Below are 26,560 nucleotides of genomic sequence, written 5' to 3'. Positions count from 1 at the left end.
CCCCTTCCCCGGGCCCCCGCGGCCCCCGCTCCAACCGGGGGCGGCGGACCGCGGGCGGCCCTTGGTCCCCGTGCCCGCTCCGCCCGTCGCCCACCCTCCGCACCCCTACCGCCCGCGCTCCCGCCGTCCGCACTCCCACCGCCCGCACCCCTCGCGCCCGTCGCCCGTCCGGCCCCACCGGACCGGCGACCGCCCCCACCCGTCGGTAGCGTGGCCGGGACGGCAAGGGCAGCGAGCAGCGGAAGGCGGGCGGGAGCGATGGTCAGCGACATCGGCGGCGAACTCGATCTCACCGGCCTGCGACGCGTCTACGGGCGGCCCGGCCACCGGCTCTTCTACGCGCTCGTCTGCCGCAACGCCCGGCACTGGGGCTGGACCGAACCCGGCCAGTCCAAGTGGCGCTGCTGGCAGGCACAGCGCCGGCTGGAGGCCGTCCTGGGCCGCAAACTCGCGCTGCCGCCCGGCTCGCGCGTCCTGGACGCCGGAGCCGGCTCCGGCGTGGTCGCGCGCCGGCTCGCCGCCCGCCTCGGCCTGCGGATCACCGGCGTGGACGTCCTGGACTTCCACGTCCGCGAGGCACGCCGGCTGAGCGCCCTGGCCGCGCTGGAGGAACGCACCACGTTCAGCTGGGGCGACTTCCACGAACTCGACTACCCGGACGGCTCGTTCGACGGCATCTACTCGATGGAGACGCTCTGCCACTCCTACGACCCGGCCCGCGCGCTGGCGGAGTTCCACCGGCTGCTGCGCCCGGGCGGGCGGCTGGTCCTGCTCGGCCCCGTCGGATTTCCCGCGGCGGAAGTCCCGGCGGACAAGCGGGCGTTACTGGAGCCGTACCTGGACGCGATGACGATGGTGGGCGCGAAGCGCTACGACACCCGCTCGCTCGGCGGGCTGATCACCGACGCCGGCTTCCGGATCGAGGAGGAGCTGGACGCCAGCTCCTACTACCGGCCCACCACGGAGGCGCTGTACGCCTACTTCCGGATCCCGTACGCGGTGCTCCGGCGGTTCGGGGCGACCGAACAGTGGCTGGCGCTGCGGTCGACGGTGGAGATGTACGCGCTCCGGGACCACATCGCCTGGCTGGTGCACACCGCCGTCAAGCCGTGAGCCGGTTCACGGCCCCGGCGTCGACGGACCGGCCCCCGGCAGCTGCGCGCCCAGCATCCTGAGCACCAACTCACCGTACCGGCGGCCCAGTTCCTCGGGCGTCTCACTGCTTCGGTCGGTGTACCAGCGGGACACGTCGATGCCCAGCGAGGTGACCGCGCGGGCGGCCGTCCGCACCTCGCCGACCTCGAAGACGCCCGCCGCCAGGCCCGCCTCGATCAGCCGGGTGACCTCGCGCTCGATGTCCAGGCGGAGCGCCGCGACCACCGCGTAGGCGTCCTCGGGGAGCGCGTGCAGCTCGTAGTTGACCACCCGGCCGACCGTCCGGGCCCGGGCGTGCCAGGCGGTGAACTCCTCGACCAGCCGCCGCATCCGCGTCACCGGGTCACCCTCGCCGGCCACCGCCGTCCGGACCAGCGCGAGGGTGGCGGCGTGGCCGACCCGGCTGATCTCAGCCAGCAGCGCGGCCTTGGACGGGTAGTGGATGTACAGCGCGGCCGGGCTCATCCCGGCACCGGTGGCGATGTCCCGGGTCGTGGTCGCGTGGAAGCCGCGCTCGGCGAAGGACTCCACGGCGGCCCGGAGCAGCCGGTGCGCCGCCTCGGGGCGGGTGTCGGCGCCACCGGGCAGCGTGGGCCAGAGCTCGGCGATGGGCGTGCTGGTCATGGCGCCATCCTCGCAGATCGGTCGTACGGACATTCGCCCCGCAGGAGCCCGCGAGAGCCCACGAGAGCCCACGAGGGCCGGCTCGGGCGGGACGGACCGGCGGCCCGGGACCGGCGGACGGAGCGGCCCGGGACCGGCGGCCCGCCCCGGCCCGACGGCTGTTGACAGGGTCACCCGCCGACACCATGCTAAGCAAGCGCTTAGTCACGGCCGTGCCGAGCCGCGCACAGGGCCGACCCCCGCCGAGAGGACCCCGTGGTGCACTCCTTCAAGGGCCAGGTGGCCGTCGTCACCGGAGCGAGCCGGGGCATCGGCCTCGGCATCGCACGCGAGCTGGTCGCCCGGGGGGCCCGGGTCTGCCTGACCGCCCGCACCCCCGGACCGCTCGCCGAGGCGGTCCGCGACCTGGGCGGTCCCGAGGTCGCCGTCGGCGTCCCCGGCAAGGCCGACGACCCGGCCCACCAGGAGGAGGCCGTCACCCGCACCCTGGAGGTCTTCGGCAGGCTCGACTGCCTGGTCAACAACACCGGCATCAACCCGGTCCACGGCCCGGTGCTGGCCACCGACGAGGCCGCCGCCGCCAAGATCCTCGCCGTCAACGTGCTGGCCCCGCTCGCCTGGACCCGCCGCGCGCACGCCGCCTGGATGGGCGAGCACGGCGGCTCGGTGGTCAACGTCGCCTCCGTGGCCGGCATCCGCGCCTCCCTCGGCATCGGCATGTACGGCGTCTCCAAGGCCGCGCTGATCCGGCTCACCGCCGAACTCGCCGCCGAACTCGGCGAGCAGGGCATCCGGGTCAACGCGGTCGCGCCGGCCGTCGTCAAGACCAGGTTCGCCGAGGCCCTGTACGAGGGCCGCGAGGACGAGGTCGCCGCCGCCTACCCGCTGGGCCGGCTCGGGGTCCCGGAGGACGTCGCGGGCGCCGTCGCCTTCCTGCTCTCCCCGGACGCGGCCTGGATCACCGGCCAGACGCTCGTCGTGGACGGCGGCGTCACGCTCGGCGGCGGCCTGTGAGCCCGGACCCGGGCCGGCACCCGGCCGCCGACCCCTCGCCGCACGCCGCCGCGCCCCCGTACGCCGGCCAGGGCGTGGTGGTCACCGGCGCCGGGCGGGGCATCGGCGCCGCCGTGGCCCGTGCCTTCGCCGCCGCCGGCGCCCACGTCGTGGTCAACGACCTCGACGCCGGGGCCGCCCGCGCGGTCGCCGCCGACTGCGCAGGCACCGCCGTCCCCGGCGACGCCGCCTCCGCCGAGGGGCTGGCCGCCCTCGTCGGCGCCGCCCGGACGGCGCTTGCCGAGCACGGTGCCGAGATCGACGTCTGGTGCGCCAACGCGGGCGTCGCCCCGACCGGCGGCGCCGACGCACCGCCCGCCGCGTGGGCCGCCGCGTGGGAGGTCAACGTGCTGGCCCACGTCCGGGCCGCCGAGCTCCTCCTCCCCCGCTGGCTGGAGCGCGGCACCGGGCGCTTCGTCGCCACCGTCTCGGCCGCCGGGCTGCTCACCATGCTGGGCTCGGCCCCGTACGCCGTCTCCAAGCACGGCGCCCTCGCCTTCGCCGAATGGCTGGCCGCCACCTACCGGCACCGCGGCCTCCGGGTGCACGCGCTCTGCCCGCAGGGCGTGCGCACCGCGATGCTGGACGGCACCGGCCCGGTCGGCGCGGCCCTGCTCGCACCCACCGCACTGGACGCCGACGACGTCGCCGAGGCGCTGCTGGACGGGCTGGCGGCCGACCGCTTCCTCGTCCTGCCGCACCCCGAGGTCGCGGAGTACACCGCCGTCCGGGCGGGCGACCCGGACCGCTGGCTGGCCGGGATGAACCGGCTGCAACAGGGACTGGAGAGGAGCGGAGCACTGTGAGGGCTTGGCAGGTCAGGGAGTTGGGCGAACCGCGTGAGGTGCTGCGACTCGCCGGGGGCGTCCCGCGGCCGGTCCCCGGACCGGGACAGCTGCTGGTCCGGGTCCGGGCCGCCGCCGTCAACTTCCCGGACGCGCTGATGGCACGCGGCCAGTACCAGGTGCGCCCGCCGCTGCCGTTCACACCCGGCGTGGAACTGTGCGGCGAGGTCGTCGGCGCCGACGGACCGTGGCGTCCGGGCGACCGGGTCATCGGCACCCCGTTGCTGCCGCACGGCGCCTTCGCCGAGTACGCCCTGCTGGACGCGACCGCCGCCTTCCCCGCTCCCGCGGCGCTGGACGACGCCGAGGCCGCCGCGCTGCACATCGGCCACCAGACCGCCTGGTTCGCCCTCCACCGCCGGGCGGCGCTGCGCCCCGGCGAGACGCTGCTGGTGCACGCCGCGGCCGGCGGGGTCGGCAGCGCCGCCGTCCAGCTCGGCCGGGCGGCCGGCGCGCGGGTGATCGCGGTGGTCGGCGGGCCCGGAAAGGCCGCCGCCGCCCGGGAGTCGGGCGCCGACCTGGTGGTGGACCGGACGGCCACGGACTTCGTCGCGGCCGTCAGGGAGGCCACCGACGGCCGGGGCGCCGACGTCGTCTTCGACCCGGTCGGCGGCGAGGCGTACACCGGCTCCACCCGGTGCGTCGCGTTCGAGGGCCGGATCGTGGTGGTCGGCTTCGCCTCCGGGCGGATCCCGGAGCCCCCGCTCAGCCATGTGCTCGTGAAGAACTACACCGTCCTCGGCCTGCACTGGGGCCTCTACGCCACCCGTGACCCGCAGGCGGTCCGCACCGCCCACGAGGAGCTCACCGCACTCGCCGCCGGGGGCGTGGTCCGCCCCGTGGTCACCGCCCGCCTGCCGCTCACGGAGGCGGCCGACGCCGTCCAGCGGGTCGCCGACGGCACCACCACCGGACGGCTGGTGGTGCTGCCCTGACGGCGCGGGGCGGCCGGGACTCCGCCGCCCCGGCCGTCACCGCCCGTCGGCGCCCCGCCGACCGGCTCAGCCGTCGGCGCCCCGGCCCGCCGCGCCGGCGGCGATCACCTCCAGGACCGGACGGGGGCGGCGGCCGAGCAGCGCCGCGAGGTCCCCCGGCCCGCCCGGCCCTGCGAGGAAGCCGTGCGCGACGGCCGAGTACGTGCCGGCCGTCATCGGCACCTGGAAGGACTCCGCACCGGAGGCCACGACGGCCGCCCGCAGTTCGGCGAGGGACCCGGGCCGGTACTCGACCGGCCGTTCCCCGGCCCGGCTCAGCGCCGCCGCGACGTCCGCGCCGCCCACCGCCTCCTCGCCGACCAGTTCGTAGACCCGCCCCGCGTGCCGGGCCGGCGCCAGCGCCACCGTCACGGCCACCTCGGCCAGGTCCTCCCGTGCGACCGCCGCCAGCCGTCCGTCGCCGAGCGGTGCGGTGATCACACCGTGCCGGTCCGGAGCGGCCAGGGCGCCCAGCAACTCGGCGTAGAGGCCGTTGCGCAGGATCGTCCAGCGCAGCGTCGCCGACGCGCGCAGCCGGCGCTCGGTCCAGCGGTGGGCCAGCGCGTAGGCGAGGTGGTCGCCGTCACCGGAGAGGCTGGTGTACACGACGTGCTCGACCCCGGCCCGCTCGGCCGCCTCGACGGCCGCCCGGTGGCGGGCGATCACCACGTCGTCCTCCCCGTAGCCGGCCGAGATCAGCAGCAGCGTCCGCACGCCGGCGAAGGCCTCGTCCAGGGTCTCCGGCCGGTCGAAGTCCACGGCCCGGACCGGGACGCCCGGCACGGTCACCCGCTCCGGGTTCCGGGTCCCGGCCACCACACCGCCCGGGCCGTTGTCCGGCCCACCGGCCGACAGCCGGGCCAGCCGCTCCAGTACCAGGGCGCCCAGACCGCCGTTGACACCGGTGACGAGAAGCATGGTTCCTCCGTGATCGAGAAGCGGTCGGCGGACGCCGACGGTCCGCCCCGGGCCGGCGGTCCCCGCCGCGCCCTGCACTGCGTCCATCCTCGATAACCTGGGCGTTCGGCGTAAGGAGGCACTTGCATGTCAGTAGGGCACACCGGCATAACCACCCCGGCCACCGCCCGTCCGGTGGTCTGGTGCGAGGACGGCGTGGACTGCGGCATCCGCGGTCTGCTGGACCGGCTCGGCGACAAGTGGTCCGTCCTGGTGGTCGTCGAACTCGCCCAGGGCGTACGGCGGTTCCGCGAACTCCAGCGCGCCGTTCCGGGGATCTCGCAGCGGATGCTGACGCTGACGGTCCGCCGGTTGGAACGGGACGGCCTGGTGTCGAGGACGGTCCACCCGGCCGTCCCCCCGCAGGTGGACTACGAGCTGACGCCCGTCGGCCACAGCCTGACCCACCTGGTCCGCGCCATGGTGGACTGGTCCTACGACCACCACGACTCGATCCTCGCGTCACGGCAGGACTGGGACGCCGCCAACCCGGACTCGGACATCCGGTAGCCCGCCGGGAGCACCGCGCGAGGCCGGACGGGACCGGAACGGCGCACGAGGCCGGACGGCGGTCGCCCCGCCCGGCCCGCCCCTCGGCCCGCCCGGCCGCGGTACGCGCGGAGGGTCAGCGCGCGTACTCCATCTCCGGGAACCTCGGCGACGGCCCGTCCAGCAGGTGGTCGTCGTGCCCGCGCAGCCAGCGGTCGAGGAACGAGGCGACGTAGGACCGGGTGGCGAGCACCGCGCGGTCGGGGCGGACCTCGCCCACGTCGCCGCGCAGGGCCTCCGCGGAGACGGCGCCCTGCCGGGCGAGCTGGGGCAGCAGGGACTGGGCGTCGGTGTAGGAGCCGTGCCGGGATCCGGTCAGGGTGACGTCGGCCTTCCAGCCCCGGGTGTGCTGCCAGAACGAGGCCCAGCCGGGCTGGTTCCGGTAGTCGCCGGAGTCCGGGCTGCCCGTGCCCATCAGCAGGAACGGGCGGTCGAGGCCGTTCTCGGCCACGCTGCTCAGGTGCACCCCCGTCCCGTCCGGGCCGGGGAAGTGCAGCTGACCGTCCATGTTCACGCCGGCCTTGATCCGCGGGTCGTCGTGCATGCTCTGGGCCGCGGTGAACCCTCCGGCCGAGTGGCCGACCATGCCCACCCGGCCCAGGTCCAGCGAGCCCGCGAGGGCCGCCGGCAGCCGCCCGTCGGTCCGCAGCGCGCCCAGCTCGTCCAGGACGAAGCGGGTGTCGTCGACCCGCGTCTGCAGGGCCTTGCGGAGCAGCGCGCCGATGTCCAGACCGGGTCGGCCCACCATCGCCGGGAGCACCGAGGTGGCCAGGGCGCCCCCGGGGAAGGCCACTTCGGAGGCTTCGTAGGTGTGGTCGACGGTGACGACGACGTAGCCGCGCGAGGCGAGGTCCTCGACCAGACCGGTGCCCCACGTCCGGGGGTCGCCGAGCCCGGCCGAGTACAGCACCACCGGGCGCGGGCCGGCTCCGGGCAACGCGGGCGCGTCCTGCCGGGCGTGCGTGCGGACCCCCGACCAGTCGGTGCGGCCGGGCTCCGTACCGTAGTTGAAGACGGACGCGCCGCCCGTACCCCCGAAGTGCTCGGCCGCACGCGGCACCATGTAGCGGGCCGGCTGCTCGTTCCCGGACACCGGACGGGTGGCCGGGTACCAGAGGCTGATCATCAGCTCGCGGGCGCGGTCCGGCTGCCACGGGTCCTGCCGCCCGGCGTCGGTGAGTCGCAGCGAGGTGGTCCCGACGGCGTACGGCCCGACGGGCCGGGGCAGCCAGGCCCGTGCCTGGCGTTCCGCGGCGGACGGCGCCGCCGCCGCGGCCACCGCCCCCGTGCCCAGGACGGCCGTCGCCGTCGCGGCCACCAGTACGGCGGCGATCCCCGTCCGCACGCCCCCTCCGTGTCCCCGCTTGCGCATGTCTCCCCGCTCCCCGTTCCGTGGGACCGCCGCCGACCGGCCGGCCCGTACCGCGACAGTACGGGCCGGGCGGTGCGGGGGGCGTCATACCGCGGAGCCAACCCGCCGGGTGCTACCCGGGTATGACATCCGATGACCTGCGCGGACGCGCGGCGCACGGCACCCGGACGGCGCAGCCGGGCACCGGTGCGTGCCTGCGCCCGCTCCTCCGGCCGGGGCTCACCGGTACCGCTTCAGCTCCCGCCGGGCCAGCGAGCGCTTGTGCACCTCGTCCGGCCCGTCCGCCAGACGGAGGGTGCGGTTGCCGGCCCACAGCTGCGCGAGCGGGGTGTCCTGGCCGACCCCGGCCGCGCCGTGCGCCTGGACGGCCTTGTCCAGGATCCACTCGACGGTGCGCGGCGTGGCGATCTTGATGGCCTGGATCTCGGTGTGCGCGCCGCGGTTGCCGACGGTGTCCATCAGCCAGGCGGTCTTGAGCACCAGCAGCCTCAACTGCTCGATCCGGACCCGGGACTCCGCGATCCAGTCCTGGATCACGCCCTGCTCGGCGAGCGGACGACCGAAGGCCACCCGGTCCAGGGTGCGGCGGCACATCAGCTCGACGGCGCGCTCGGCGGTGCCGATCGCCCGCATGCAGTGGTGGATCCGGCCGGGCCCGAGCCTCGCCTGGGCGATCGCGAAGCCGGAGCCCTCCTCCCCGATCAGGTTGCCGACGGGGACCCGGACGTCCTCGAAGTCGATCTCGGCGTGCCCGCCGTGCTCGGCGTCGTCGTAGCCGAAGACGGTCATGCCGCGCCGGACGGTCACGCCCGGGGTGTCCCGGGGCACGAGGATCATGCTCTGCCTGCGGTGCGGTTCGGCCTCCGGGTCGGTCCTGCCCATCACGACGAGGATCCGGCACTCGGGGTTCATCGCTCCGCTGATGTACCACTTGCGGCCGTTGACCACGTAGTCGTCGCCGTCGCGTTCGATCCGGGTGGCGATGTTGGCGGCGTCGGAGGAGGCGACGTCGGGCTCGGTCATCGCGAAGGCGGAGCGGATCTCGGCGTCGAGCAGCGGTTCGAGCCACCGCTCGCGCTGCTCGGCGGTGCCGAACTGGGCCAGCAGTTCCATGTTCCCGGTGTCGGGCGCGGCGCAGTTGAGGGCGGGCGGGGCCAGCTGGGGGCTGCGCCCGGTGATCTCGGCGAGCGGGGCGTACTGGAGGTTGGTGAGGCCGGCGCCGTGCTCGCCGGGGAGGAAGAGGTTCCACAGGCCCTGCTTCCTGGCCTCCGCCCGCAGGCCGGCGACGACCGGGGGCACCGCCCAGGCGGGACGGTCCGGGTCGGCCAGCTGGGCGGCCAGCACGGACTCGGCCGGGTACACCTGGCGGTCCATGAACTCCGTCAGCCGGTCGACGAGTTCGAGGGTCCGGTCATCGTGGGCGAAGTCCATCGTTCAGCGCTCCTGGGGTGCTTCGAGAGTGGCGAGGCCGTGCTCGACGAGGACGGGCGCCATGGTGCCGGCCCGCTCGAACCCGGCCCCGAGGGTGCTGCCCTGCCGGAACCGGTAGTGGATGCCCTCCGCGACGACGGCGAGCTTGTACGAGGCGAAGGCGACGTACCAGTCGAGGTCGGCGGCGTCCCGTCCGGTCGCCCCGGCGTACCGGGCGGCCAGGTCACCGGCGTGCGGGAAGCCCGGGGCGGTGGCGGCGCCGGGGATCAGGCCACCGCCGGCACCGGCGAGCTGGGTGTACATCACCAGCAGGCCGACGTCCGTGAGCGGGTCGCCGAGGGTGGACATCTCCCAGTCCAGGACGGCCGCGATCCGGTCCCCGTCGTCGATCAGCACGTTGTCGAGCCGGTAGTCCCCGTGGACCAGCGCCGGGGCCGGCGAGACCGGCCGGCGGGCGACGAGCAGCTCGTGCAGCCGGTCGATGCCGGGCAGGTCACGGCTGCGCGAGGCGTCCAGCTGGGTGGACCAGCGGCGCAGTTGCCGCTCCAGGTAGCCCTCCGGGCGCCCGAAGTCGGCGAGCCCGGCCTCCGCCGGATCGATCCGGTGCAGCGCGGCGAGGGTCTCCACCAGCGACAGGCCGATGGCGTGGACGCGCCCCTCGCCGAGTGCCGCGAGCGGCGCGGCGTCCCGGTGCGCGGTGCCGGGCACGTACGCCATCAGGTACCAGGGCGCGCCGAGCACCTCCGTACCGGGGTCGAGGTGGAGCGTGGCGGGCACCGGCACGCCGGTGCCGTGCAGGGCAGTCATCACCCGGTGCTCACGGCCCATGTCGTGCGCGGTGGCGAGGACGTGCCCGAGCGGCGGCCTGCGCAGCACCCAGCGGGAGCGGCCGTCGGTGAGCCGGTAGGTGAGGTTGGAACGGCCGCCCTCGATCAGCTCGGCCCGCAGCGGGCCGTTCACCGTGCCCGGAAGCACCCGGTCGAGGTGGGCGCGGAGCCGGCCCAGGTCGAGCCCGGGCGGATCGGCGGGGTGGTTCTCCGGCACGGGCTCTCTCCTCGTCGGCCGTCGGCGGCCCTTGGCGGCCCGTCGGCTCCTTGGTCGGTCGGCCTGTTGGCCTGTTGGCGATCCACTGACTAAGCGCTTGCTTAGCATTCAGCCGACCGCGTTCACCTGTCAATCCCACCCGCCCGCCACAATGTGCCCATGAGGTTGATCCACACCGTGGCCGGCGTGCTGCTCCTGCTGCTCACCATCGGCAGCATCCTGCGCACGCTGGTCGTGCCGCGCGGCCTGTACTCCTCCCTGGTGCACGGCCTGTGGCGGGCACTGCGGTCCGTCCTGCGGCTGACCGCCGCCCCGTTCGGCACCTACCGGGCGCAGGACCGGGCGCAGACCTGGCTGGCCCCGCTGATGCTGCTCGGCATGCTGGGGGTCTGGCTCGGCGCCATGCTGACCGCCTACACGCTGATACTGCACGGCACCTCGCGACTGGACTGGTCGGTCTCCTTCCGCGAGGCCGGCTCCAGCCTGCTGACCCTCGGCTTCGCCAGCGGCGACCGGCTCCACCTCTCCGTCATCGACTTCCTCGCCGCCGCCAGCGGCCCCCTCGTGATCGCCCTGCAGATCGCGTACCTCCCCACCCTCTACGCCGCCTACAACCGCCGCGAACTGGAGGTGACGCTCCTGCAGTCCCGGGCCGGCGAACCCGCCTGGGGTCCCGAACTGCTCGCCCGGCAGGCGCTGGTCGACACCGAGACCGCCCTCCCCCAGCTGTACCGCGACTGGGAACGGCTCGCCGCCGACCTCGGCGAGAGCCACTCCAACTACCCCGTTCTCATCTCGTTCCGCTCCCCGCAGCCCGAGCGCAGCTGGGTGGTCGGCCTGACCGCCGTCATGGACGCCGCCGCCCTCCACCTCGCGATCGCCCCGCGCACCGCCCCGCCCGAGGCCCGCCTCGTCCTGCGGGCCGGCTTCACCGCGCTGCGCGACATCGGCCGCTCGCTGCGCGTCGACTTCGACCCCGACCCGTCCCCCGAGGCGCCGATCCGCCTCGGCTACACCGAGTTCGACGCCGCCGTCGCCCTGATCGCCGCCGCCGGGTTCCCGCACGAACGGCCCGCCGCCGAGGCCTGGCCGCACTTCCGCGGCTGGCGGGTCAACTACGAGCACCTCGCCCACGAGCTCGCCCGCCGCAGCGACGCCGTCCCCGCCCTCTGGACCGGCCCCCGCGACTTCCGGGCGCCGACCGTGCCTCCGGCCCGCCCCACCGACCGCCGCCCGGACGTCATCTGACGCCCCGGCCGCGACGGGGCGTCCGCCCTTCCCCGGACCGGCTGCTTCGGCGATCATGGCGACATGAGCAGCGGTGCGAACAGCCGGTCCGCGCAGAACCGGAGCCGTGACGACGGCGACTCCCGTCCGGGGTGGGCCGAGACGGTCGAGCTCCGGACCGTGGACGCGGGCGGTCTGCTCCGGCCGGTCACCGTCCACCTCGGCGCCCCGTCCGTCGCGCGCATCGCCCTCCTCGACGGCGACTCGCTCACCGAGTTCGGCGGGGCCGACTACCGCGACTGCCTCACCCGGGCCCGGCGCCTGCTGGAACGGGAAGGCCGGCTGCTGTGCTGCCAGGGGGCCCGCCCGAACGTCCACCCGTCCGGGCAACTGCTCCAGTTCTGCAATGGCCGGGAGGCGTACGTCCTCCACCCGGAGGGCCGGGTCGGGCCCCCGGAGACCGTCGACGTCTTCGCCCCGGCCCCGCCCGGGGACGTCGTGAGCCTCGACGACCAGCGGGCGGCGATCGTCGGCGCCTGGAACGCGCGGCACCCGGCGAACCCGATCCGAACCCACCCGGATCCCGGCGCCCCGAGCTGAACGCCGCGTGCGCCGGACCGCTGCTGCGGGTCCGGCGCACGCGGCGGCGGGAGGGATCCGGGACCAGTGGTCAGACGGCGACCGTGGTGCCCGCGGCGAGGGAGCGTTCGGCGGCGGCGAGGATCTGCACGGTCCGCAGGCCGAAGGCGGCGGAGCAGGGGTGCGGCTCACCGGTGCGGACGGACTCGTCGAGCGCGTCGAGGGCGCGGTGCAGGGCCGCGATCGGGCCCTCGCCGCGTTCGGGCAGGTGGACGGTGCCGGCCTCGCCGCGCAGCTCCATCCCGGTGCCGCCGCCCGCCACGGGGACGGTGAGGCTGAGCGCCAGGGTGCTGGACGCGCCGCCGACGTGGCGCAGCACGAGGTGGACGGTGTCCAGCGGTCCGGCCACGGCCGTCAGGGAGGTGACGTCGCCGAGGATCGGGAGCAGCACGGAGAGGGCGTGCGGGCCGACGTCCCAGAGCGCGCCCTTGTCCTTGCGCCAGGCGGAGGCCGCGTACGGGCTGGTGGAGTCCGGGGCGAAGACCGAGCCGAGCCAGTCGGAGCGGCCGGTGAACCAGCCGCCGGCGGCGGCCTGCGCCTCGATCCACGGGATCTGGTCGCCGCCGAAGCGGACGGTGAAGAACACCACCGAGGCGACGCCGTTGCGTCCGGTCGCCTCGACCACCCGGCGGGCGTCGGGGACGGTCAGCGCGACGGGCTTGTCGAGCAGCAGGTGGCAGCCCGCCTCGGCGGCCCGTACGGCGAGGTCCGCCTGGACGGTCGGCGGCAGTGCGATGGAGACGGCGTCGACCTCGGCGAGCAGCCGGTCGAGGTCGGCGTGGCCGGGGACGCCGTGCTGCGCGCCGAGCGCTGCGGCGGCCTCGGGGCGGCGGCCCCAGACTCCCGCGAACTCGAAGGCGGGGTGCTCCGCCAGGACGGGTGCGTGCACCCGCTCCGCCCAGGGGCCGGTGCCCAGCAGTCCGATCCGCATGGTGGTCTCGCTCCTCGGTCGTGCGCGGGTGTTCGGTCGTGCGTCGATGTCGATCTCGTGTGCTGCCGTGCTGTGCCGTACCGCCATGGTGCTCGACCGTACTCCGCCGCCCGGTCGGGTCCGTGCCCGGTGGGTACCGCGCCCCGGTCGCACGAAGGCCGCCGTCGCTCCCCCGGGGCGACGGCGGCCCTGGCCGGCGGGTCAGTCCGCGACGGGCCCGGCGGGTGCTGCGGCGGTCTGCGCGCCGGCACCCGGTGCGGTCGCCGTCGCCGTGGCGGCGGCAGTGACCGTGGTGGTGGCCGTGGTGGTGGTGGCCGTGGTGGCGGCGGCAGTCGCCGACGGTGCTCCGATCGGGGCCTCGGCGGCCGAGGCCGCCTCCGCCGCCGCGTCCTCCGCCTCACGGGCCCGGGCCGACTTGGCGGCGCGGCGCTTCATCAGCCAGGCCGAGAAGGCGCCGCCGAGGGCGGCCAGGAGCAGGCCGATCCAGGAGAACTTCGACAGCCACTGCTCGGCGACCTTGCCGACCTGGTAGACGAGCAGGGTCGTCCCGCCGGCCCAGACGATGCCGCCGAGGACGTTGGCGATCAGGAACTTCCAGTACGGCATCTTGAGCGCGCCGGCGAGCGGCCCGGCGAAGATGCGCAGCAGGGCGATGAAGCGGCCGAAGAAGACGGCCCACATGCCCCACTTCTGGAACGAGCGCTCGGCGCTGGCCAGGTGGTCCGGGCCGAAGTGCTTGGGGAACCGTCGCCCCAGCTTCTCGAAGAGCGGCTTGCCGCCCTTGCGTCCGATCGAGTAGCCGATCGAGTCGCCGATGATCGCACCGAGGATCGCGAAGACCGCCACCCAGACCGGGCTGACCACGCCGCGCGCGGCCAGCAGCGCCGAGGACACCAGGGCGATCTCGCCGGGGAGCGGAATGCCCAGCGACTCCAGTCCGATGATCAGACCTACAAGGGCATACACCGCGCCCGGTGGCACGCCCTCGATCCAGGCGTCGATGTGCAGCAAGGCCAGTACCTCCGTGGCAGGACGAGACCCACGGCAGGCCCGGTCAGGTATCCGCAGCCCGCGCGCCGGTCTCGACGTCGTCCGAATGGCGGCACCAGGCCGCTCCCCGAGAAGGCAGCCTAACGTGCCGGGCGGCCCGTCCCCCTGGCCGATCACCCCTGGTTACGACGCGTGGCGGCCTGCGGCGGTTCCGGCGTCCCCGGGAACCGGGCCGCCCACCGCGCCTCCACCGCGCCTCCGCCCGGGGACCCTCGCCGGCCCCGTGCAGCCGCCCCCGACCCGGCACCGGCCGGGGGCCCCGGCCCCACGGCCCGGTCGGCTACGGCTGCGCGGGGCGGTCCGCGAAGTCCACGACGGTGACCGAGGGGCGGCGGTCCGCCAGCGGGGGAACGGCGAGGGCGAGCGGGAGCAGGGCGCCGACGAGTCCGCGTCCACCGGTCGGCCGGACGTCCCGCACCGCGGCCACCGCAGGACCGGCGCTGCGCAGCTTGGCCCGCTCGCCCGCGTCCATCGCCCACGGCATCGGGGGCGCCTCGTAGCCCCGGGTCCGCACCCTGCCGCTCAGGGTGAGCCGGCCGAACCAGCGCGGTACCGCGTCCAGGACCAGCGAACCGCCCGGGAACCGCTCGGCACAGCCCGCGATCAGGGCCCGCACCTGGGCCGGCCGCAGGTACATCAGCAGACCCTGCGCGGTGATCAGCACCGCCCGGCTCCGGTCCACCTCCTCGGCCCAGCCGAGGTCGGTGACGTCGGCGGCCACGGAGCGCCGGCGCGGCCCGGGCGGCAGCAGTTGCTCCCGCAGGGCGACCGACTCGGGCAGGTCCACCCCGATCCACCGGGCACGGCCGTTGTCGACCCGCCAGTACTGGGTCTCCAGGCCCTCCCCCAGGCAGACCACGGTGCCGCGCGGCTCCCGGGCCAGGAAGTCCGCCACCTCGCGGTCGAAGCAGGCCGCCCGCAGCGCCTGCAGCTGGGCCTGGACGCCGCTGGTTCCGAAGCGCTCGGCGAACGGGTAGTCGATCCGGTCCACCAGCTCGACCGCCTTCGGGTCGTGCAGCACCGTGTCCGGCCTGCGCGCCTCGACGGAGCGCTGGTAGAGCGTCCACAGTGCCGTCTCGGGGACCGCCGTCAGATCCGGCCGTTCCATGCTGTTCATCACTCGGTCGTTCCTCTGCATCCTCGGACCCCGGGACGGACCCGCCGATTCTGACACTGCCGGGGGCGTGAACAGAGCGCGCGAAGCCCCGGCGCGCCGCCCCGCGCGACCGTGCGCACCGTGCCCGGGACGCGCGCCCGGTCAGCCGACGCTGAACGCCCCTTCCGGCGGGGGCGGGGAGTCGGTGGCGGTGGCGTCCGTCACCGGCTCCGTCCGGGCGACGAAGGCCGCGAGGTCGGCGCCGTCGGTCAGCCGGGCCGGGAAGATGTCGCCGGCCAGCCGCCGGACCAGGTCGGCGACCGGCAGCGGACCGGTCGAGCCGACGAGCAGGATGTTGCCGTACCGCCGCCCGCGCAGCACCGGCGGCTCCGCGATCAGGCAGGCCTCCGGGAAGACGGCCCGCACCGTCGCCGCCTGCGCGCGGGCGAAGGCGAGCGGCGGACCGTCCGCGAGGTTGGCGGCGTAGCAGCCGCCGGGGCGCAACGCGGCCGACGCCAGCCGGAGGAACTCCACCGAGGTCAGGTGCGCGGGCGTCCGCGAACCGTGGAAGACGTCGGCGACGACGAGGTCCAGCGAGCCGGGTGCGGCCTCCGCGAGCGCCGCCCGGGCGTCACCGACCACGGCCGTGATGTCGGCGCCCGGCCCGTGCCAGGGAAGGTGCTCCGCCACCAGCGCGAGCAGCGGGCCGTCGACCTCCACCACCCGCTGGCGGGAGCCCGGACGGGTGGCGGCCAGGTAGCGGGGGACGGTCAGCGCGCCACCGCCCAGGTGGAGCGCGTCCAGCGGCTGCCCGGCCGGGGCGAGCGCGTCGACCAGGTGGCCGAACCGCTGCGTGTACTCGAACTCCAGGTGGGTCGGGTCCCCGAGGTCGACGTAGGACTGCGGGGTGTCGTCCAGGGTGAGCAGCCAGCCGCCGTCGTGGTCGATGTCGGGCAGCAGCTTGGCCTGCCCGAGGTCCGTCCGCCGCACGACCGGTACGGGGTCGTCGTCCACGGACGGTCTGGGCGTGTCGGGCATCTCGGGCATGACGGCAGCATAGGCGGCTCGCCCGAGTCGCCGTCACGCCCGAGGCTACCGGCCGGTATCGTCAGGGTTCCCGAGGCAGCGATACCGAGCAGAGATTGGGTGCGACTGGACATGGAGTTCCGCGAAGACATCCTGGGTGCCCCCTACGAGGCGGTCGAACTGCCGCTCCGCCCGGACGAGGAGGGCGAGGTCTCCGCCACGCTCGTCCGGCGGCTGGTCCCCGGTTCGGACCGGGCCGTCCTCTACATCCACGGCTACAACGACTACTGGTTCCAGACCCACCTGGCCGACCACTACGCCGCCGCCGGCTTCTCCTTCTACGCGCTCGACCTGCGCAAGTACGGCCGTTCGCTGCGACCGCACCAGTCCCCGAACTTCGTCCGCGACCTCGCCGCCTACGACGAGGAGCTCGACGAGGCGGTCCGGGTCGTCCGGCAGCTGGACGGGCACACCCGGCTGCTGATCAACGGCCACTCCACCGGCGGCCTGATCGCCGCCCTCTGGGCCGGCCGCCGCGCCGGGCGCGGGCTGGTCGACGCGCTCTTCCTCAACAGCCCTTTCCTCTCCATGCCGGCCGCCCCCGCCGTCCGCACCCTCGGCGCCCCCGCCCTGGACGCCCTCGGCCGCTTCGCCCCGACCCGCGTGCTGCCGTCGGCCCTCAACCCGCACTACGTGCACAGCCTGCACCAGGACCACCGCGGCGCGTGGGACTTCGACCTGCGTCTCAAGCCGGCGGAGGGCGTCCCGCTGTTCGCCGGCTGGCTCGCCGCCGTCCAGCGCGGCCACCGCGAGGTGCGGCGCGGCCTCGGCGTCGAGGTCCCGATCCTGCTGATGGCCTCCACCGCCTCGATCTCCACCACCCGCTGGCACAACGCCCTCCACCACGCGGACGCCATCCTGCGCGCCGACGACATCGCCGCCGCCGGGCCCCACCTGGGCCGCCACGTCACCATCGTGCGCATCGAGGGCGGCATGCACGACCTCGTCCTCTCCGGCGAGAAGGCCCGCACCCAGGTCTTCGCCGAACTCGACCGCTGGCTCGACGCCTACTTCCCCCTCGCCGTGCACTGATCCCTCGCCGCACACCGGCCCTCGCGCTGCACCGGCCCCCGTGCTCCGACGGCCCGCGGCCCGAGGACGCGTGACCCGTTCGCCTCCGTGTCTCCCCCTCCGCCGGCACCCGCTCGGGTGCCGGCGGAGTCGTCTGCGCGGGCGCGGCCCCCGCGGCCCCGGCCGCGGGGCCGACCGTGAGGCCGGCCGCACCGGCGGGCGGCGGCCGGGCGGACCGCGACCGTCCGGATGGCGGAGCCCGTGCCACGGGAATACCCCCCGCCCGCTCCCCCGTGCGCCTGCTGTGCGCCCGTGAATCTGTGGAAGGCTACCCGGGCCCCTGTCACTTCCCTTGCCGAGAAGGCGAGTTGAGGAGCCAGCATGCCGCACGGACACGGCCCGCACGACGACCACCAGGACGGACACAGCGACCCCTCCCTCTACCGCACGCCCGCCGAGGCGATCGCCGCGCCGCCGGAGAAGCTCGCGTACGTCGCCGGGTTCGACCGGTCGGCGCAGCAGCCGGACGCGCTGATCACCGTCGACGCCGACCCGGAGTCGCCGAGCTACGGGCGGGTCCTCAACTTCACCGCCATGCCGGGGGTCGGTGACGAGCTGCACCACTTCGGGTGGAACGCCTGCTCCAGCGCGCTCGCGCACGCCTGCCACGACAACCCGGAGCGGCGGTACCTGCTGCTGCCCGGGCTGCGGTCGTCGAAGCTGCACGTGCTGGACACCCGACCGGATCCGGTGCGGCCACGGCTGGTGAAGACCGTCGAGGCGGAGGAGCTCGCGAAGAGAGCGGGCTACTCGCGGCCGCACACGCTGCACTGCGGACCGGACGGCGTGTTCCTCTCCTGCCTCGGTGCGGCGGAGGGCGCGGACGGGCCCGGCGGGGTGGCGCTGCTCGACCACACCACCTTCGAGGTGCTGCGCCCCTGGGAAACCGAGCGCGGACCGCAGAACTTCGCCTACGACGTGTGGTGGCACCTCGGGACCAACGTGGGTGTCACCAGCGAGTGGGGCACCCCGTGGATGGTCGAGGACGGCGTCGTCCCGGAGCTGCTGCTGGGTCGCAAGTACGGGCACGCGCTGCACTTCTGGGAGCTCGACTCGGGCCGGCACCTTCAGCGGATCGACCTCGGCGACCAGTACCAGATGGTGCTGGAGCTGCGCCCGGCGCACGATCCGCAGGCGGAGTGGGGGTTCGCCGGGGTGGTCACCAACGTGGAGGACCTCTCCGCGTCGGTCTGGCTCTGGTACCGGCAGGGCGAGGCGTTCACGGCGCGGAAGGTGATCGAGATACCCGCCGAGGAGGCCAAGGCCGAGGACCTGCCGCCGGCCCTCCAGCCGTTCGGCGCGGTGCCGCCGCTGATCACGGACATCAACCTGTCGGTCGACGACCGCTGGCTGTACGTCTCGGCCTGGGGCACCGGCGAGCTGTTCCAGTACGACGTGTCGGACCCGTTCCACCCGCGGCTCACGGCCTCGGTGCGGCTCGGCGGGGTCGCGGCCCGCACGCCGCACCCGGCCCAGCCCGGCCGACCGCTGAGCGGGGCGCCGCAGATGGTCGAGATCAGCCGGGACGGTCGGCGGCTCTACGTCACCAACTCGCTGTACGGGGCGTGGGACGACCAGTTCTACCCCGACGGGATCGAGCCGTGGATCGTCAAGCTGGACGCCGACCCGGAGGCGGGCGGGCTGACCGTGGACCGGCGCTTCTTCCCGCACGGCGAGGAGTTCCGCGGGCTGCGCGTGCACCAGACCCACCTGGCGGGCGGGGACGCCTCCTCGGACTCGTACTGCTACCGGTAGTCCCGGGCGGTCGCGGTCCCCGTCGCGGTCGCGGTCGGGGTTGCGGTCCCGGTCGCGGTCCCCGAGCAGGGGTGTCGCGGCCGTTGGCGGGCCCTCCGGCGGCGGTGCCGAAGGGCCCGCCGCCGGTCGCCCTGGCCGTCGGCGGCGGTCAGACCCGGCCGAGCACCGGGTCGTGGTGGATCCGGCTCGCCGGTAGGCCGTCGGCGGCCAGCCTGGTCCGGACCTCGGTCACCAGGCCGGCCGGGCCGCTGACGCAGACCAGGTGCTCGGACCAGTCGCCGGCCCGGCCGACCGCCTCGGCGAGCCGGCGGCCCGGGCCGGCACCCGGTCGCCCGCCGGCCGCGTCGTCGGCCACCGGCACCAGTTCCAACCAGGGCTTACGGCCGCCGAGTTCGGCGAGCGACGGCCAGTCGTAGAGATCGGCCCGGGCCCGGGCGCCGACGAAGAGGTGGACCCGGCGACCGCGCGGGCGGTGCTCGACCAGCTGCTCGACGATCGCCTTCATCGGGGCGAGTCCGGTGCCGCCGGCCACCAGCAGCAGGTCCCGGCTGTCGTCGTCCGGCATCAGCGTGCCGCGCGGCGGCCCGAGCCGAAGCCGGTCGCCGACGGCCGTGTGCTCCACCAGCGCCTCGCTGACGCCGCCCGGGCCGGTGCGGCGCACGTGGAACTCCAACTCGTTGTCGGCGCGCGGCGCACAGCCCATCGAGTACTGCCGCCAGGTGTGCGGCAGCCGCGGGTGCTCCACCGTCCCGTACTGGCCGGCCCGGTACGGGTAGGGCTCGCCGGTGCGGACCCGCAGCACGGCGAGGTCGGGTCGGCGGCGCTCGTGGCCGACCACCACCGCGTGCCAGTACGGGGGTTCGGTGAGCGCCGACTCGGCGCCGGCCACCATCGCCTCGACCGCGAACCGCAGCATCCGCACCCAGGCGTCCTCCAGTCCGGCGCTCCACCGGGATCCGGCCCGGTGCCGGATCGCCTCGCAGAGGGCCTCCTCGAAGGCCTGGTAGTGAACCGGCCGGACCCCGAGCTTCCGGTGGTCGCGGCCGAGTTGGGCGAGCGTGGCGGACAGCTGGGCGGGCCGGTGCAGGTTCTCGACCAGGTAGTCGAACATCCGCTCCAGGTGGACCTGCTGGAACTCCATCGAGTCCGGGAAGAGCGCCCGGAGGTACGGGCGGCGGCGGAACATGCACGCGTAGAGGTGGTCGATCAGGTCGGCGAACGGGGCGACCAGGCCGAGGGTGCCCATGATCAGCCGCTGGTCGGCGGCGGCGTCGAAGTCCCCGGCGTCGAGGGCCCCGCCCGCACCGGCGTCGAGGGCACCGGGACCGACGCCGCCGGGGCGCGAGCCGGGACGGGCGCCGGGGAAGGAGTCCAGCGGGGACGACGCCGGCGTGAGGATCCGCCGGCGAAGGCGCATGGCATGGTGCCGCGCGATCAGGCGGTCGTACTCGGTGGTGGTGCTGCTGATCTCCATGACCGGCAGCCTAACTACCCGTCAGTTACATGACAGGACAGGCCCGTTCATGCCGTCGACCGGCGACGGACCCGCCCCGACCGGGTTTCGGGCAGGCGGCGGCCCGGGGGTGGCTCCCGGTCCAGTAGACGGCAGGACGCGCCACCGGGAAAGGGCCGGTGGTCCCGGCCCTCCCGGGACCACCGGACCAACGACCCCGCCACAAAGAGGACTCCCGACCCATCGCCGCCACGGCCACGGCCACGGCCGCGCGGCTACCGGGGTGCCGCCATGACGGCACGCTTCCGGGAGGACCGGCCGTCCCGACGGGCCCCGGCCGCCGGCAACGTTCGGACGCGGGGGCGGCGACGCCCGCCACGCCGGGCGGGCGCTGCCGGCAGGGCCGCCGGACTCCCCGGGGAGCTACACCGGCGGGGTCGGGGGCCGTCCCGCGTCCCCGTGCACCGGCGAGGCGTCCGGCGGCGGCGCACCGTCCGGCCGGACGGCCGGCGAGGACGGCCGTGCCGGCCCGGTCGCGGTCCAGCTGGCCAGCAGCCGGAGCGACTCGGCCGACGGCGAGCCCGGGTCGGCGTGATAGGCGACGAGCACCTGGTCCGACTCCTCCGCCGGGCGCAGCGTCTCGTAGCGCAGCGTGAGCCGGCCCACCACCGGGTGGTGCAGCTCCTTGGTGCCGTGGCCCTTGTCCCGGATGTCGTGCGCGGCCCAGAGACGACGGAACTCGCCGCTCTTGAGGGAGAGTTCGCCGATCAGCGAGGTCAGTCTCGGGTCGTCCGGGTCCCGGCCCGCGTCCAGCCGGAGAATGCCGACCACGTCGGCGGCCTTGGTCTCCCAGTCCAGGTAGAGCTCGCGGGCGGCCGGATCGAGGAAGACCTGCCAGGCCATGTTCCGGTGCTCCGGCGGGAGCGCCGCGAAGTCCCCCGCCAGCGCGTTGCCGAGCGGGTTCCACGCGATCACGTCGAGGCGCCGCCCGAGCACGTAGGCCGGGACGCTCTCCATCGCGTCCAGCAGCTGCTGGAACTCGGGGCGGATCTGCTGTGGGCGGGTGGAACGGCCGCGACCAGGGCGGCGGCGCGCGGGCTTGGTGATGCGGCGCAGGTGCTCGCGCTCGGCGGAGGAGAGCCGCAGGGCGCGGGCGATCGCGTCCAGGACGGCGGCCGAGACGTTCTCCCCGTGGCCCTGCTCCAGCCGGACGTAGTACGCCGTGCTCACGCCCGCCAGCTGGGCCAGCTCCTCCCGGCGCAGCCCGGGGACCCGTCGCCGGCCGCCGTAGTCGGGCAGGCCGACGTCGGACGGCTGGAGCCGGGCACGCCGGGACCGGAGGAATTCGCTGAGTTCGGTGCGCTGGTCCACGTCTGCAGTATGCGTGCGACCGGGCTCCCGGCGAGTGCTGGAGGGTGATACTGCCGGTGGTAGGAAGGCCGTGCCTACGTTAGGCACTGGTCTGTCTACCCCGGGCCGCCGGACCGAGCCTTGAGGCATGACGAACACCACGGTCACGGACACCATCCACACGAACGCCGAGGCCGGCGACGTCGAGGCCGCCCGCACCGAGGCGGGCGGCAGCACCGTCGCCGCGTACGCCGCCCCGGCCCCGAAGGCCCCCCTGGAGCGGACCACCGTCCCCCGCCGGGCGCTCGGTGCCCACGACATCCTGATCGACATCGCCTACGCCGGTATCTGCCACTCGGACATCCACCAGGTCTCCGAGGACTGGGGCCCGGGGATCTTCCCCATGGTCCCCGGCCACGAGATCGCCGGCGTGGTCGGCGAGGTGGGCCCGGAGGTCACCCGCTGGGCGGTCGGCGACCGGGTCGGGGTCGGCTGCTTCGTCGACTCCTGCCGGGAGTGCGACAGCTGCCGGGCCGGACTCCAGCAGTACTGCACCGGTGGGAGCGGCGCGGTCTTCACCTACAACGCGGTCGGCCGGGACGGCGCGCCCACCTACGGCGGCTACGCCAGGCAGCTGGTGGTCGACGAGAACTACGCGCTGCGCATCCCCGGGGCGCTGCCGCTGGACGTCGCCGCGCCGCTGCTCTGCGCGGGCATCACCCTGTACTCCCCGTTGACGCGCTGGGGCGCCGGTCCCGGCCGCAAGGTCGCGATCGTCGGTCTGGGCGGCCTCGGCCACCTGGGGGTGAAGATCGCCCGTGCCAAGGGGGCGGAGGTCACCGTGCTGAGCCAGTCGCTGCGCAAGCGCGAGGACGGGCTGAAGCTGGGCGCCCACGACTACCGGGCCACCTCCGACCCGGCCACCTTCACCGAGCTGGCCGGCACCTTCGACCTGATCGTCAACACCGTCTCGGCCGACCTCGATCTGAGCGGCTACCTCGGGCTGCTGCGGACCGACGGCACCCTGGTCCAGGTCGGGGCGCCGGAGAAGCCGGTCTCGATCAACGCGCACGCGCTGCTCGTCGGACGCAGGTCGCTGGCCGGTTCGATGATCGGCGGCCTGCCGGAGACGCAGGAGATGCTCGACTTCTGCGCCGAGCACGGCATCGGCGCGGAGATCGAGCTGATCCGGGCGGAGCAGATCAACGAGGCGTACGACCGGGTGCTGGCGAGTGACGTGCGGTACCGCTTCGTGATCGACACCGCGACGATCTGACCTCCCCGGTCCCCCGTCACCGTCCCGCCCACCCCGCCCGACCGCCCCGGTCCGACGGCGCGGTCCGGCGCACGGACGCGCCGCCGTCGGCGCCCGGATCCCCGCCCCCGGTGCTCTCCGATCACCGGGGGCGGGGCGCAGGTACGGCGCCCGCCCGGCTCACGCCCCGGCCGGGCGGGCCGCCTTGCGGCGGCCGGAGCCCCGGCGCAGCAGGCGGCGGCGCGGGGGCTGGTCGGGCAGCCATCCGAAGGTCAGGCAGCTGCCGACCACGCCGAGCAGCATGCCGATCAGGAACCCGCCCAGGTTGGAGGTGAGCCAGCTGCCCAGCGACGCCAGGACGGCGACGATCGAGTAGAACAGCCGCTGGGCCGGGTTGAAGAGGATCAGCAGGCCGCAGAGCGTCATCACCGACGGGACGAGGTAGCCGGCCAGTCCCTGGAGCCCGATGTGCAGGACGACGGGCAGCGGGGCCCGGAGGGTGAAGAGGATCTCCGCGCCGCCCAGGAGGACCAGCAGCCCGCCCCAGAAGGGCCGTCGGCCCCGCCAGCCCCGCCGACCGGGGCGGGCTCCGGTCCGGGCGGGGCGTTCCTCGACGGCCTGCCCGGCGGTCGGCCGGCCGTCCTGCTCGCTGCTCGGCCGGCCGTCCTGCCCGGCGGAGGCGTTCCCGGGTGCGGGTCCTGCGGCGGGTTCGGGCTCGGCCACCGTCAGCAGCCCTCCGAGCTGAAGGTCAGCCGGAGGTTGGGCAGTTTGAAGGCCCCGGCCGTGGTGGCGTAGTTGTGCTGCCGCAGGTTGCGGATCTTCACGGTGTCGGCCTGCTGCCCGAAGACGCCCGGCAGGCCCTTGACGCCGGCCTTGGTGTAGGTGCTCGCGTCGCCGCCGATCTCGATGTTCTTGAACTCCGCGTCGCCCGAGAGCAGGTCGGAGTCGGTCGTGAGGTCGGTGGCGGTGACGGGCGTCCCGGCGTCCCCGGCCTTGATCAGCAGGTTGATGCCGCCCAGGTCCACGCTCTGGCAGAGCCTGGTGAGCGAGGCTTCCTTGATCGCGGAGACGGCGACCAGCACCTGCCCGCCGGTGTCCCCCTCGTTGGGACTGTTCTCGATCATGTGGTCCAGGCTGCCGAACTGCTCGAAGCCGACGCCGTCCAGGCTGTCGGCCGTGACGGTGAACGGCATGCCGGAGATGGCGAACTGGGCGGCGAGCACGCCCTGCGCGGTCAGGGTCATCAACAGGGCGCCGGCGGCGACGGCGGGAACGGCCATCAGCGCGGTGCGCTTCAGCCGGACCCGTCCTCTGAACCCGGTGGGCGCCTCGGCGGTCTCGGTGGTCTCGGTGGTGCGGGCTGCGTCATCGGACGTGGCCATGTGTGCTCCCTCGAACGGTGGACGGGCAGGCACAGGCACGTTGTCCTGGCGCGGACAGCGTTCTGCGGACCGGCCGGGTGGACCGCCTCTCGGCAGCGGGGCGGGCCGTCGGATCCGCAGTGGGTAACTGGGAAGCTACTGCCCGGTATTCAAGGGGTCAATACGGGTGCACGAAGGATCATCGACCGCTCGGACCCGGTCCGGGGCACCCCCGACCGGGCCCGACCCGGTCGGGGACGACGGCTCCGGCGCACCGGGCTCCGGCGGCGCCGGAACCGCCGCAAGGCGCCGCGCCGCCTCCTCCGGACCGAGGAACGGCGCCAGGCAGAACAGGCTCAACGTCGGCAGCAGGCTCGGCAGTTCCTCCGTCCGCCCGGCGTCGATGCAGCGCTGGAGCATGCTGTACACGCCGCCGACGACCGCGTCGACCATCGCCTCCGCCGCCACCCCGTCGGGAAGTTGCGGCACCTCGGCGAAGAAGGCCCGGAACCGGGTGAGGAGTTGGTCCCGCTCGCGGCGCCCGGCCGGCCCCACGGCGTCCAGTTCGATCACCGCCATGGTGGCGAAGGCCGGCACCCCGGCCAGCAGTTCGAGCATCGCCCGGAGCGCCTCGCGGATCCCGGTGCACCAGTCCGGCGCCACCGCGAAGGCCGCCGCCATCCGGCGGATCACGACCCCCGTCCCGTGCCGGTGAGCGGCCAGGAAGGCGTCCTCCTTGCCGGTGAACAGCTCGTAGAAGACCGGTCTGGTCACCCCCGCCGCGCGGCAGATGTCGCTCACCGTGGCTCGCTGGTAGCCGTGTTGCGCCACCGTGTGCACCAACCCGTCGAGCAGCCGCTCCCGCTGGGTGGCGGCGACCACGTCGGGCGGCAGCCGGCTCGGACCGCGTTTGATCGATCGGGCCGGGTCCCGGCCGGTGCGCGCGCCGGGCAGGAGTACGTCCCCACGACGAGTAGCTGACTCCGGTTTCATCGCCAACTCCTGTGTTTTGTCTTGACATTGACGCGACGTCCGGTTTACAACACTGACGGGTTTCCAATCTGCGGCCAGGCCGCCGGAGACCCGCACGCGTTCCGACTGTCCAGTATGGCGAACGCATGCCCGGCGGTGGCAGCCGCCGACGTGCACCCGGCGTGCCCACGCACCACCCGTACCCTTCGCGCGCCATCCGCACCACCCGCACCCTCCTCGCCGTACTGCCGCCGTACCCGACGTACGTCGACGTACCGCCCGGCTCCCCGCCGTACCACGGCGCCGTGCCGCCACGTACCTCGACCTGCCTCGCCGTACGGGCGGGCCCGTGGCGCCGGGCCCGCCGAGTCACCGTCCGCGGTGCCCCACCACCCGTACCACCCCGTCGCGGTCGCTCCTCGGCCGGCCACCGCCGCACGCCACCCCCACGCGACCTCACGGGCTCCCCCCCCCCACCCGACTCCGCCAGGAGAGAGGCACACCCTCATGCGCATCCGCCGAACCCTCGGTACCGCCGCCCTCGCCGCCGCCGCGGTGCTGGCCGCCGGCACCGTCACCCCCGCCCAGGCCGCCGGCCCCGCCGTGCTCACCCACACCGCCCCCGGCGGTCCGAACGTCGCCGTCGGCGACGTCCTCACCGCCAACCTGGTGGCCGGCAGCTACGCCACCTTCTACTCCAGCGCGACCGGGACGAGCGGCATCAAGTGCGCCACCTCGTCGTTCTCCGCGACCGTGACCAGCAACCCGGCCGCCCCGGGCGTGGCCACCGAGCAGCTCAACAGCCACACCTTCGGCTCCTGCACCGCCAACGTGATCGGCGTGACCAGCGTGCAGAGCATCACGGTCAACAACCTGCCGTACACCAACTCGGTCAGCGACGCGGCCGGCAACCCGGTCAGCCTCAGCCCGACCGCGGCCGGGCCGCTGCAGACCACGGTGGTGCTGAAGACCGTCCTCGGCACCATCACCTGCGTCTACCGCGCGCCGGGCAGCATCGCCGGCACCACCAGCAACGTCGGCCAGACCATCGGCTTCAGCTCCCAGGCGTTCCCGAAGGTCTCCGGCCCGAGCACCTGTTTCGCGACCGGGTACTTCAGCGCGACCTACGGGCCGGTGACCGACAGCTCCGTGCCCGGCAACCCGCACATCTACATCAACTGATCGCCCCCGGCAGGGCCCTCGGCACCTGCGCGCGGCGTGGGGGGGCGCCGGGCGCGCCCCCCCGGGGGCGGGGGGACACCCGCGAGTAGACCCCGGTGGGTGGCGTGGAGCGGGGGCCGGTGGGGCCC

Annotated in this window: 25 protein-coding genes; 11 read left to right on the top strand and 14 right to left on the bottom strand. The window is 75.0% G+C overall.

Annotated features, from left to right (window positions below):
* The first annotated feature begins 258 nt into the window (after positions 1-258).
* The gene (locus ACFWIC_RS08700) at positions 259-1,113 is read left to right on the top strand and encodes a methyltransferase domain-containing protein (protein WP_329880840.1); all 855 of its coding nucleotides are present in this window, start codon (positions 259-261) and stop codon (positions 1,111-1,113) included.
* 6 nt (positions 1,114-1,119) lie between these two features.
* On the opposite strand, the gene ACFWIC_RS08695 is transcribed toward ACFWIC_RS08700, so the two are convergent.
* Positions 1,120-1,779: a TetR/AcrR family transcriptional regulator gene (locus tag ACFWIC_RS08695; RefSeq protein WP_329880842.1), complete on the bottom strand. Its 660-nt coding sequence runs from the start codon at positions 1,777-1,779 to the stop codon at positions 1,120-1,122.
* 255 nt (positions 1,780-2,034) lie between these two features.
* Here ACFWIC_RS08695 and ACFWIC_RS08690 point away from each other — a divergent pair, with 255 nt between their 5' ends.
* From ACFWIC_RS08690 to ACFWIC_RS08680, 3 genes are all read left to right on the top strand, one after another.
* Positions 2,035-2,793 (top strand): SDR family oxidoreductase, encoded by a 759-nt coding sequence (locus tag ACFWIC_RS08690; RefSeq protein WP_329880843.1) that lies wholly within the window; start codon positions 2,035-2,037, stop codon positions 2,791-2,793.
* Positions 2,794-2,870: 77 nt separating this feature from the next.
* Entirely contained in the window at positions 2,871-3,638 is a 768-nt protein-coding gene (locus ACFWIC_RS08685; protein ID WP_329948253.1) for an SDR family oxidoreductase, read from the top strand.
* Positions 3,635-4,612 (top strand): NADPH:quinone oxidoreductase family protein, encoded by a 978-nt coding sequence (locus ACFWIC_RS08680; RefSeq protein ID WP_380363274.1) that lies wholly within the window; start codon positions 3,635-3,637, stop codon positions 4,610-4,612. Before ACFWIC_RS08685 ends, ACFWIC_RS08680 begins: the two co-directional genes overlap by 4 nt.
* Before the next feature lie 66 nt (positions 4,613-4,678).
* Here the strand turns inward: ACFWIC_RS08680 and ACFWIC_RS08675 are convergent, their stop codons facing one another.
* The gene (locus ACFWIC_RS08675) at positions 4,679-5,569 is read right to left on the bottom strand and encodes an NAD(P)H-binding protein (RefSeq protein WP_380517050.1); all 891 of its coding nucleotides are present in this window, start codon (positions 5,567-5,569) and stop codon (positions 4,679-4,681) included.
* 126 nt (positions 5,570-5,695) lie between these two features.
* On the opposite strand from ACFWIC_RS08675, the gene ACFWIC_RS08670 reads away from it, so the two are divergent.
* Entirely contained in the window at positions 5,696-6,118 is a 423-nt protein-coding gene (locus tag ACFWIC_RS08670) for a winged helix-turn-helix transcriptional regulator (protein WP_380517047.1), read from the top strand.
* Positions 6,119-6,233: 115 nt separating this feature from the next.
* On the opposite strand, the gene ACFWIC_RS08665 is transcribed toward ACFWIC_RS08670, so the two are convergent.
* The 3 genes from ACFWIC_RS08665 to ACFWIC_RS08655 form a co-directional block, all read right to left on the bottom strand.
* The gene (locus tag ACFWIC_RS08665) at positions 6,234-7,529 is read right to left on the bottom strand and encodes an alpha/beta hydrolase family protein (RefSeq protein WP_380363279.1); all 1,296 of its coding nucleotides are present in this window, start codon (positions 7,527-7,529) and stop codon (positions 6,234-6,236) included.
* A 219-nt stretch (positions 7,530-7,748) separates the two neighbouring features.
* Complete coding sequence (locus ACFWIC_RS08660) at positions 7,749-8,960, bottom strand: acyl-CoA dehydrogenase family protein (RefSeq protein ID WP_380517044.1); 1,212 nt, start codon at positions 8,958-8,960, stop codon at positions 7,749-7,751.
* Positions 8,961-8,963: 3 nt separating this feature from the next.
* Positions 8,964-10,004, bottom strand: a complete 1,041-nt coding sequence (locus ACFWIC_RS08655; RefSeq protein WP_380363282.1) for a phosphotransferase family protein — start codon at positions 10,002-10,004, stop codon at positions 8,964-8,966.
* Between the two features lie 159 nt (positions 10,005-10,163).
* Here ACFWIC_RS08655 and ACFWIC_RS08650 point away from each other — a divergent pair, with 159 nt between their 5' ends.
* Entirely contained in the window at positions 10,164-11,252 is a 1,089-nt protein-coding gene (locus tag ACFWIC_RS08650; RefSeq protein WP_329880851.1) for a hypothetical protein, read from the top strand.
* Positions 11,253-11,315: 63 nt separating this feature from the next.
* Positions 11,316-11,831: a hypothetical protein gene (locus ACFWIC_RS08645; protein WP_380363286.1), complete on the top strand. Its 516-nt coding sequence runs from the start codon at positions 11,316-11,318 to the stop codon at positions 11,829-11,831.
* Between the two features lie 70 nt (positions 11,832-11,901).
* Here ACFWIC_RS08645 and ACFWIC_RS08640 read toward each other — a convergent pair whose 3' ends face one another.
* The 4 genes from ACFWIC_RS08640 to ACFWIC_RS08625 form a co-directional block, all read right to left on the bottom strand.
* Entirely contained in the window at positions 11,902-12,801 is a 900-nt protein-coding gene (locus ACFWIC_RS08640; protein ID WP_380517078.1) for a Gfo/Idh/MocA family protein, read from the bottom strand.
* A gap of 201 nt (positions 12,802-13,002) precedes the next feature.
* A complete protein-coding gene (locus ACFWIC_RS08635; protein ID WP_380517039.1) occupies positions 13,003-13,812 on the bottom strand; it encodes a DedA family protein in 810 nt (269 codons plus the stop codon).
* Positions 13,813-14,131: 319 nt separating this feature from the next.
* Positions 14,132-14,968, bottom strand: a complete 837-nt coding sequence (locus tag ACFWIC_RS08630) for a class I SAM-dependent methyltransferase (protein ID WP_380517037.1) — start codon at positions 14,966-14,968, stop codon at positions 14,132-14,134.
* 141 nt (positions 14,969-15,109) lie between these two features.
* Positions 15,110-15,994, bottom strand: coding sequence for a spermidine synthase (locus ACFWIC_RS08625; protein WP_380359041.1), 885 nt, complete (start codon positions 15,992-15,994; stop codon positions 15,110-15,112).
* A gap of 111 nt (positions 15,995-16,105) precedes the next feature.
* On the opposite strand from ACFWIC_RS08625, the gene ACFWIC_RS08620 reads away from it, so the two are divergent.
* Positions 16,106-17,065 (top strand): alpha/beta hydrolase, encoded by a 960-nt coding sequence (locus tag ACFWIC_RS08620; protein ID WP_380359038.1) that lies wholly within the window; start codon positions 16,106-16,108, stop codon positions 17,063-17,065.
* A gap of 360 nt (positions 17,066-17,425) precedes the next feature.
* Entirely contained in the window at positions 17,426-18,859 is a 1,434-nt protein-coding gene (locus tag ACFWIC_RS08615) for a selenium-binding protein SBP56-related protein (RefSeq protein ID WP_329880856.1), read from the top strand.
* Between the two features lie 148 nt (positions 18,860-19,007).
* Here ACFWIC_RS08615 and ACFWIC_RS08610 read toward each other — a convergent pair whose 3' ends face one another.
* Both ACFWIC_RS08610 and ACFWIC_RS08605 read right to left on the bottom strand, forming a co-directional pair.
* Positions 19,008-20,333 (bottom strand): globin domain-containing protein, encoded by a 1,326-nt coding sequence (locus tag ACFWIC_RS08610; protein ID WP_380517034.1) that lies wholly within the window; start codon positions 20,331-20,333, stop codon positions 19,008-19,010.
* 402 nt (positions 20,334-20,735) lie between these two features.
* Entirely contained in the window at positions 20,736-21,683 is a 948-nt protein-coding gene (locus ACFWIC_RS08605; protein WP_380517031.1) for a helix-turn-helix domain-containing protein, read from the bottom strand.
* A 127-nt stretch (positions 21,684-21,810) separates the two neighbouring features.
* On the opposite strand from ACFWIC_RS08605, the gene ACFWIC_RS08600 reads away from it, so the two are divergent.
* Complete coding sequence (locus ACFWIC_RS08600; protein ID WP_380517028.1) at positions 21,811-22,938, top strand: NAD(P)-dependent alcohol dehydrogenase; 1,128 nt, start codon at positions 21,811-21,813, stop codon at positions 22,936-22,938.
* Between the two features lie 159 nt (positions 22,939-23,097).
* Here ACFWIC_RS08600 and ACFWIC_RS08595 read toward each other — a convergent pair whose 3' ends face one another.
* The 3 genes from ACFWIC_RS08595 to ACFWIC_RS08585 form a co-directional block, all read right to left on the bottom strand.
* Positions 23,098-23,640 carry a DUF6114 domain-containing protein gene (locus ACFWIC_RS08595; RefSeq protein WP_380517025.1) on the bottom strand — a complete coding sequence of 181 codons (543 nt, stop codon included), beginning with the start codon at positions 23,638-23,640 and terminating at the stop codon, positions 23,098-23,100.
* Positions 23,641-23,642: 2 nt separating this feature from the next.
* Positions 23,643-24,299 (bottom strand): DUF6230 family protein, encoded by a 657-nt coding sequence (locus ACFWIC_RS08590; protein WP_329880864.1) that lies wholly within the window; start codon positions 24,297-24,299, stop codon positions 23,643-23,645.
* A 135-nt stretch (positions 24,300-24,434) separates the two neighbouring features.
* Positions 24,435-25,271, bottom strand: coding sequence for a TetR/AcrR family transcriptional regulator (locus ACFWIC_RS08585; RefSeq protein WP_380517022.1), 837 nt, complete (start codon positions 25,269-25,271; stop codon positions 24,435-24,437).
* Positions 25,272-25,757: 486 nt separating this feature from the next.
* Between ACFWIC_RS08585 and ACFWIC_RS08580 the strand changes: the two genes are divergently transcribed.
* Positions 25,758-26,432, top strand: a complete 675-nt coding sequence (locus tag ACFWIC_RS08580; RefSeq protein ID WP_355409010.1) for a Tat pathway signal sequence domain protein — start codon at positions 25,758-25,760, stop codon at positions 26,430-26,432.
* Positions 26,433-26,560: the final 128 nt, after the last annotated feature.

It is taken from the genome of Kitasatospora sp. NPDC127035, assembly GCF_042726075.1.
Lineage (GTDB): Bacteria > Actinomycetota > Actinomycetes > Streptomycetales > Streptomycetaceae > Kitasatospora.
The sequence above is the reverse complement of the archived record's forward strand: the minus strand, read 5'-3'. Positions and strand labels throughout refer to the sequence as shown.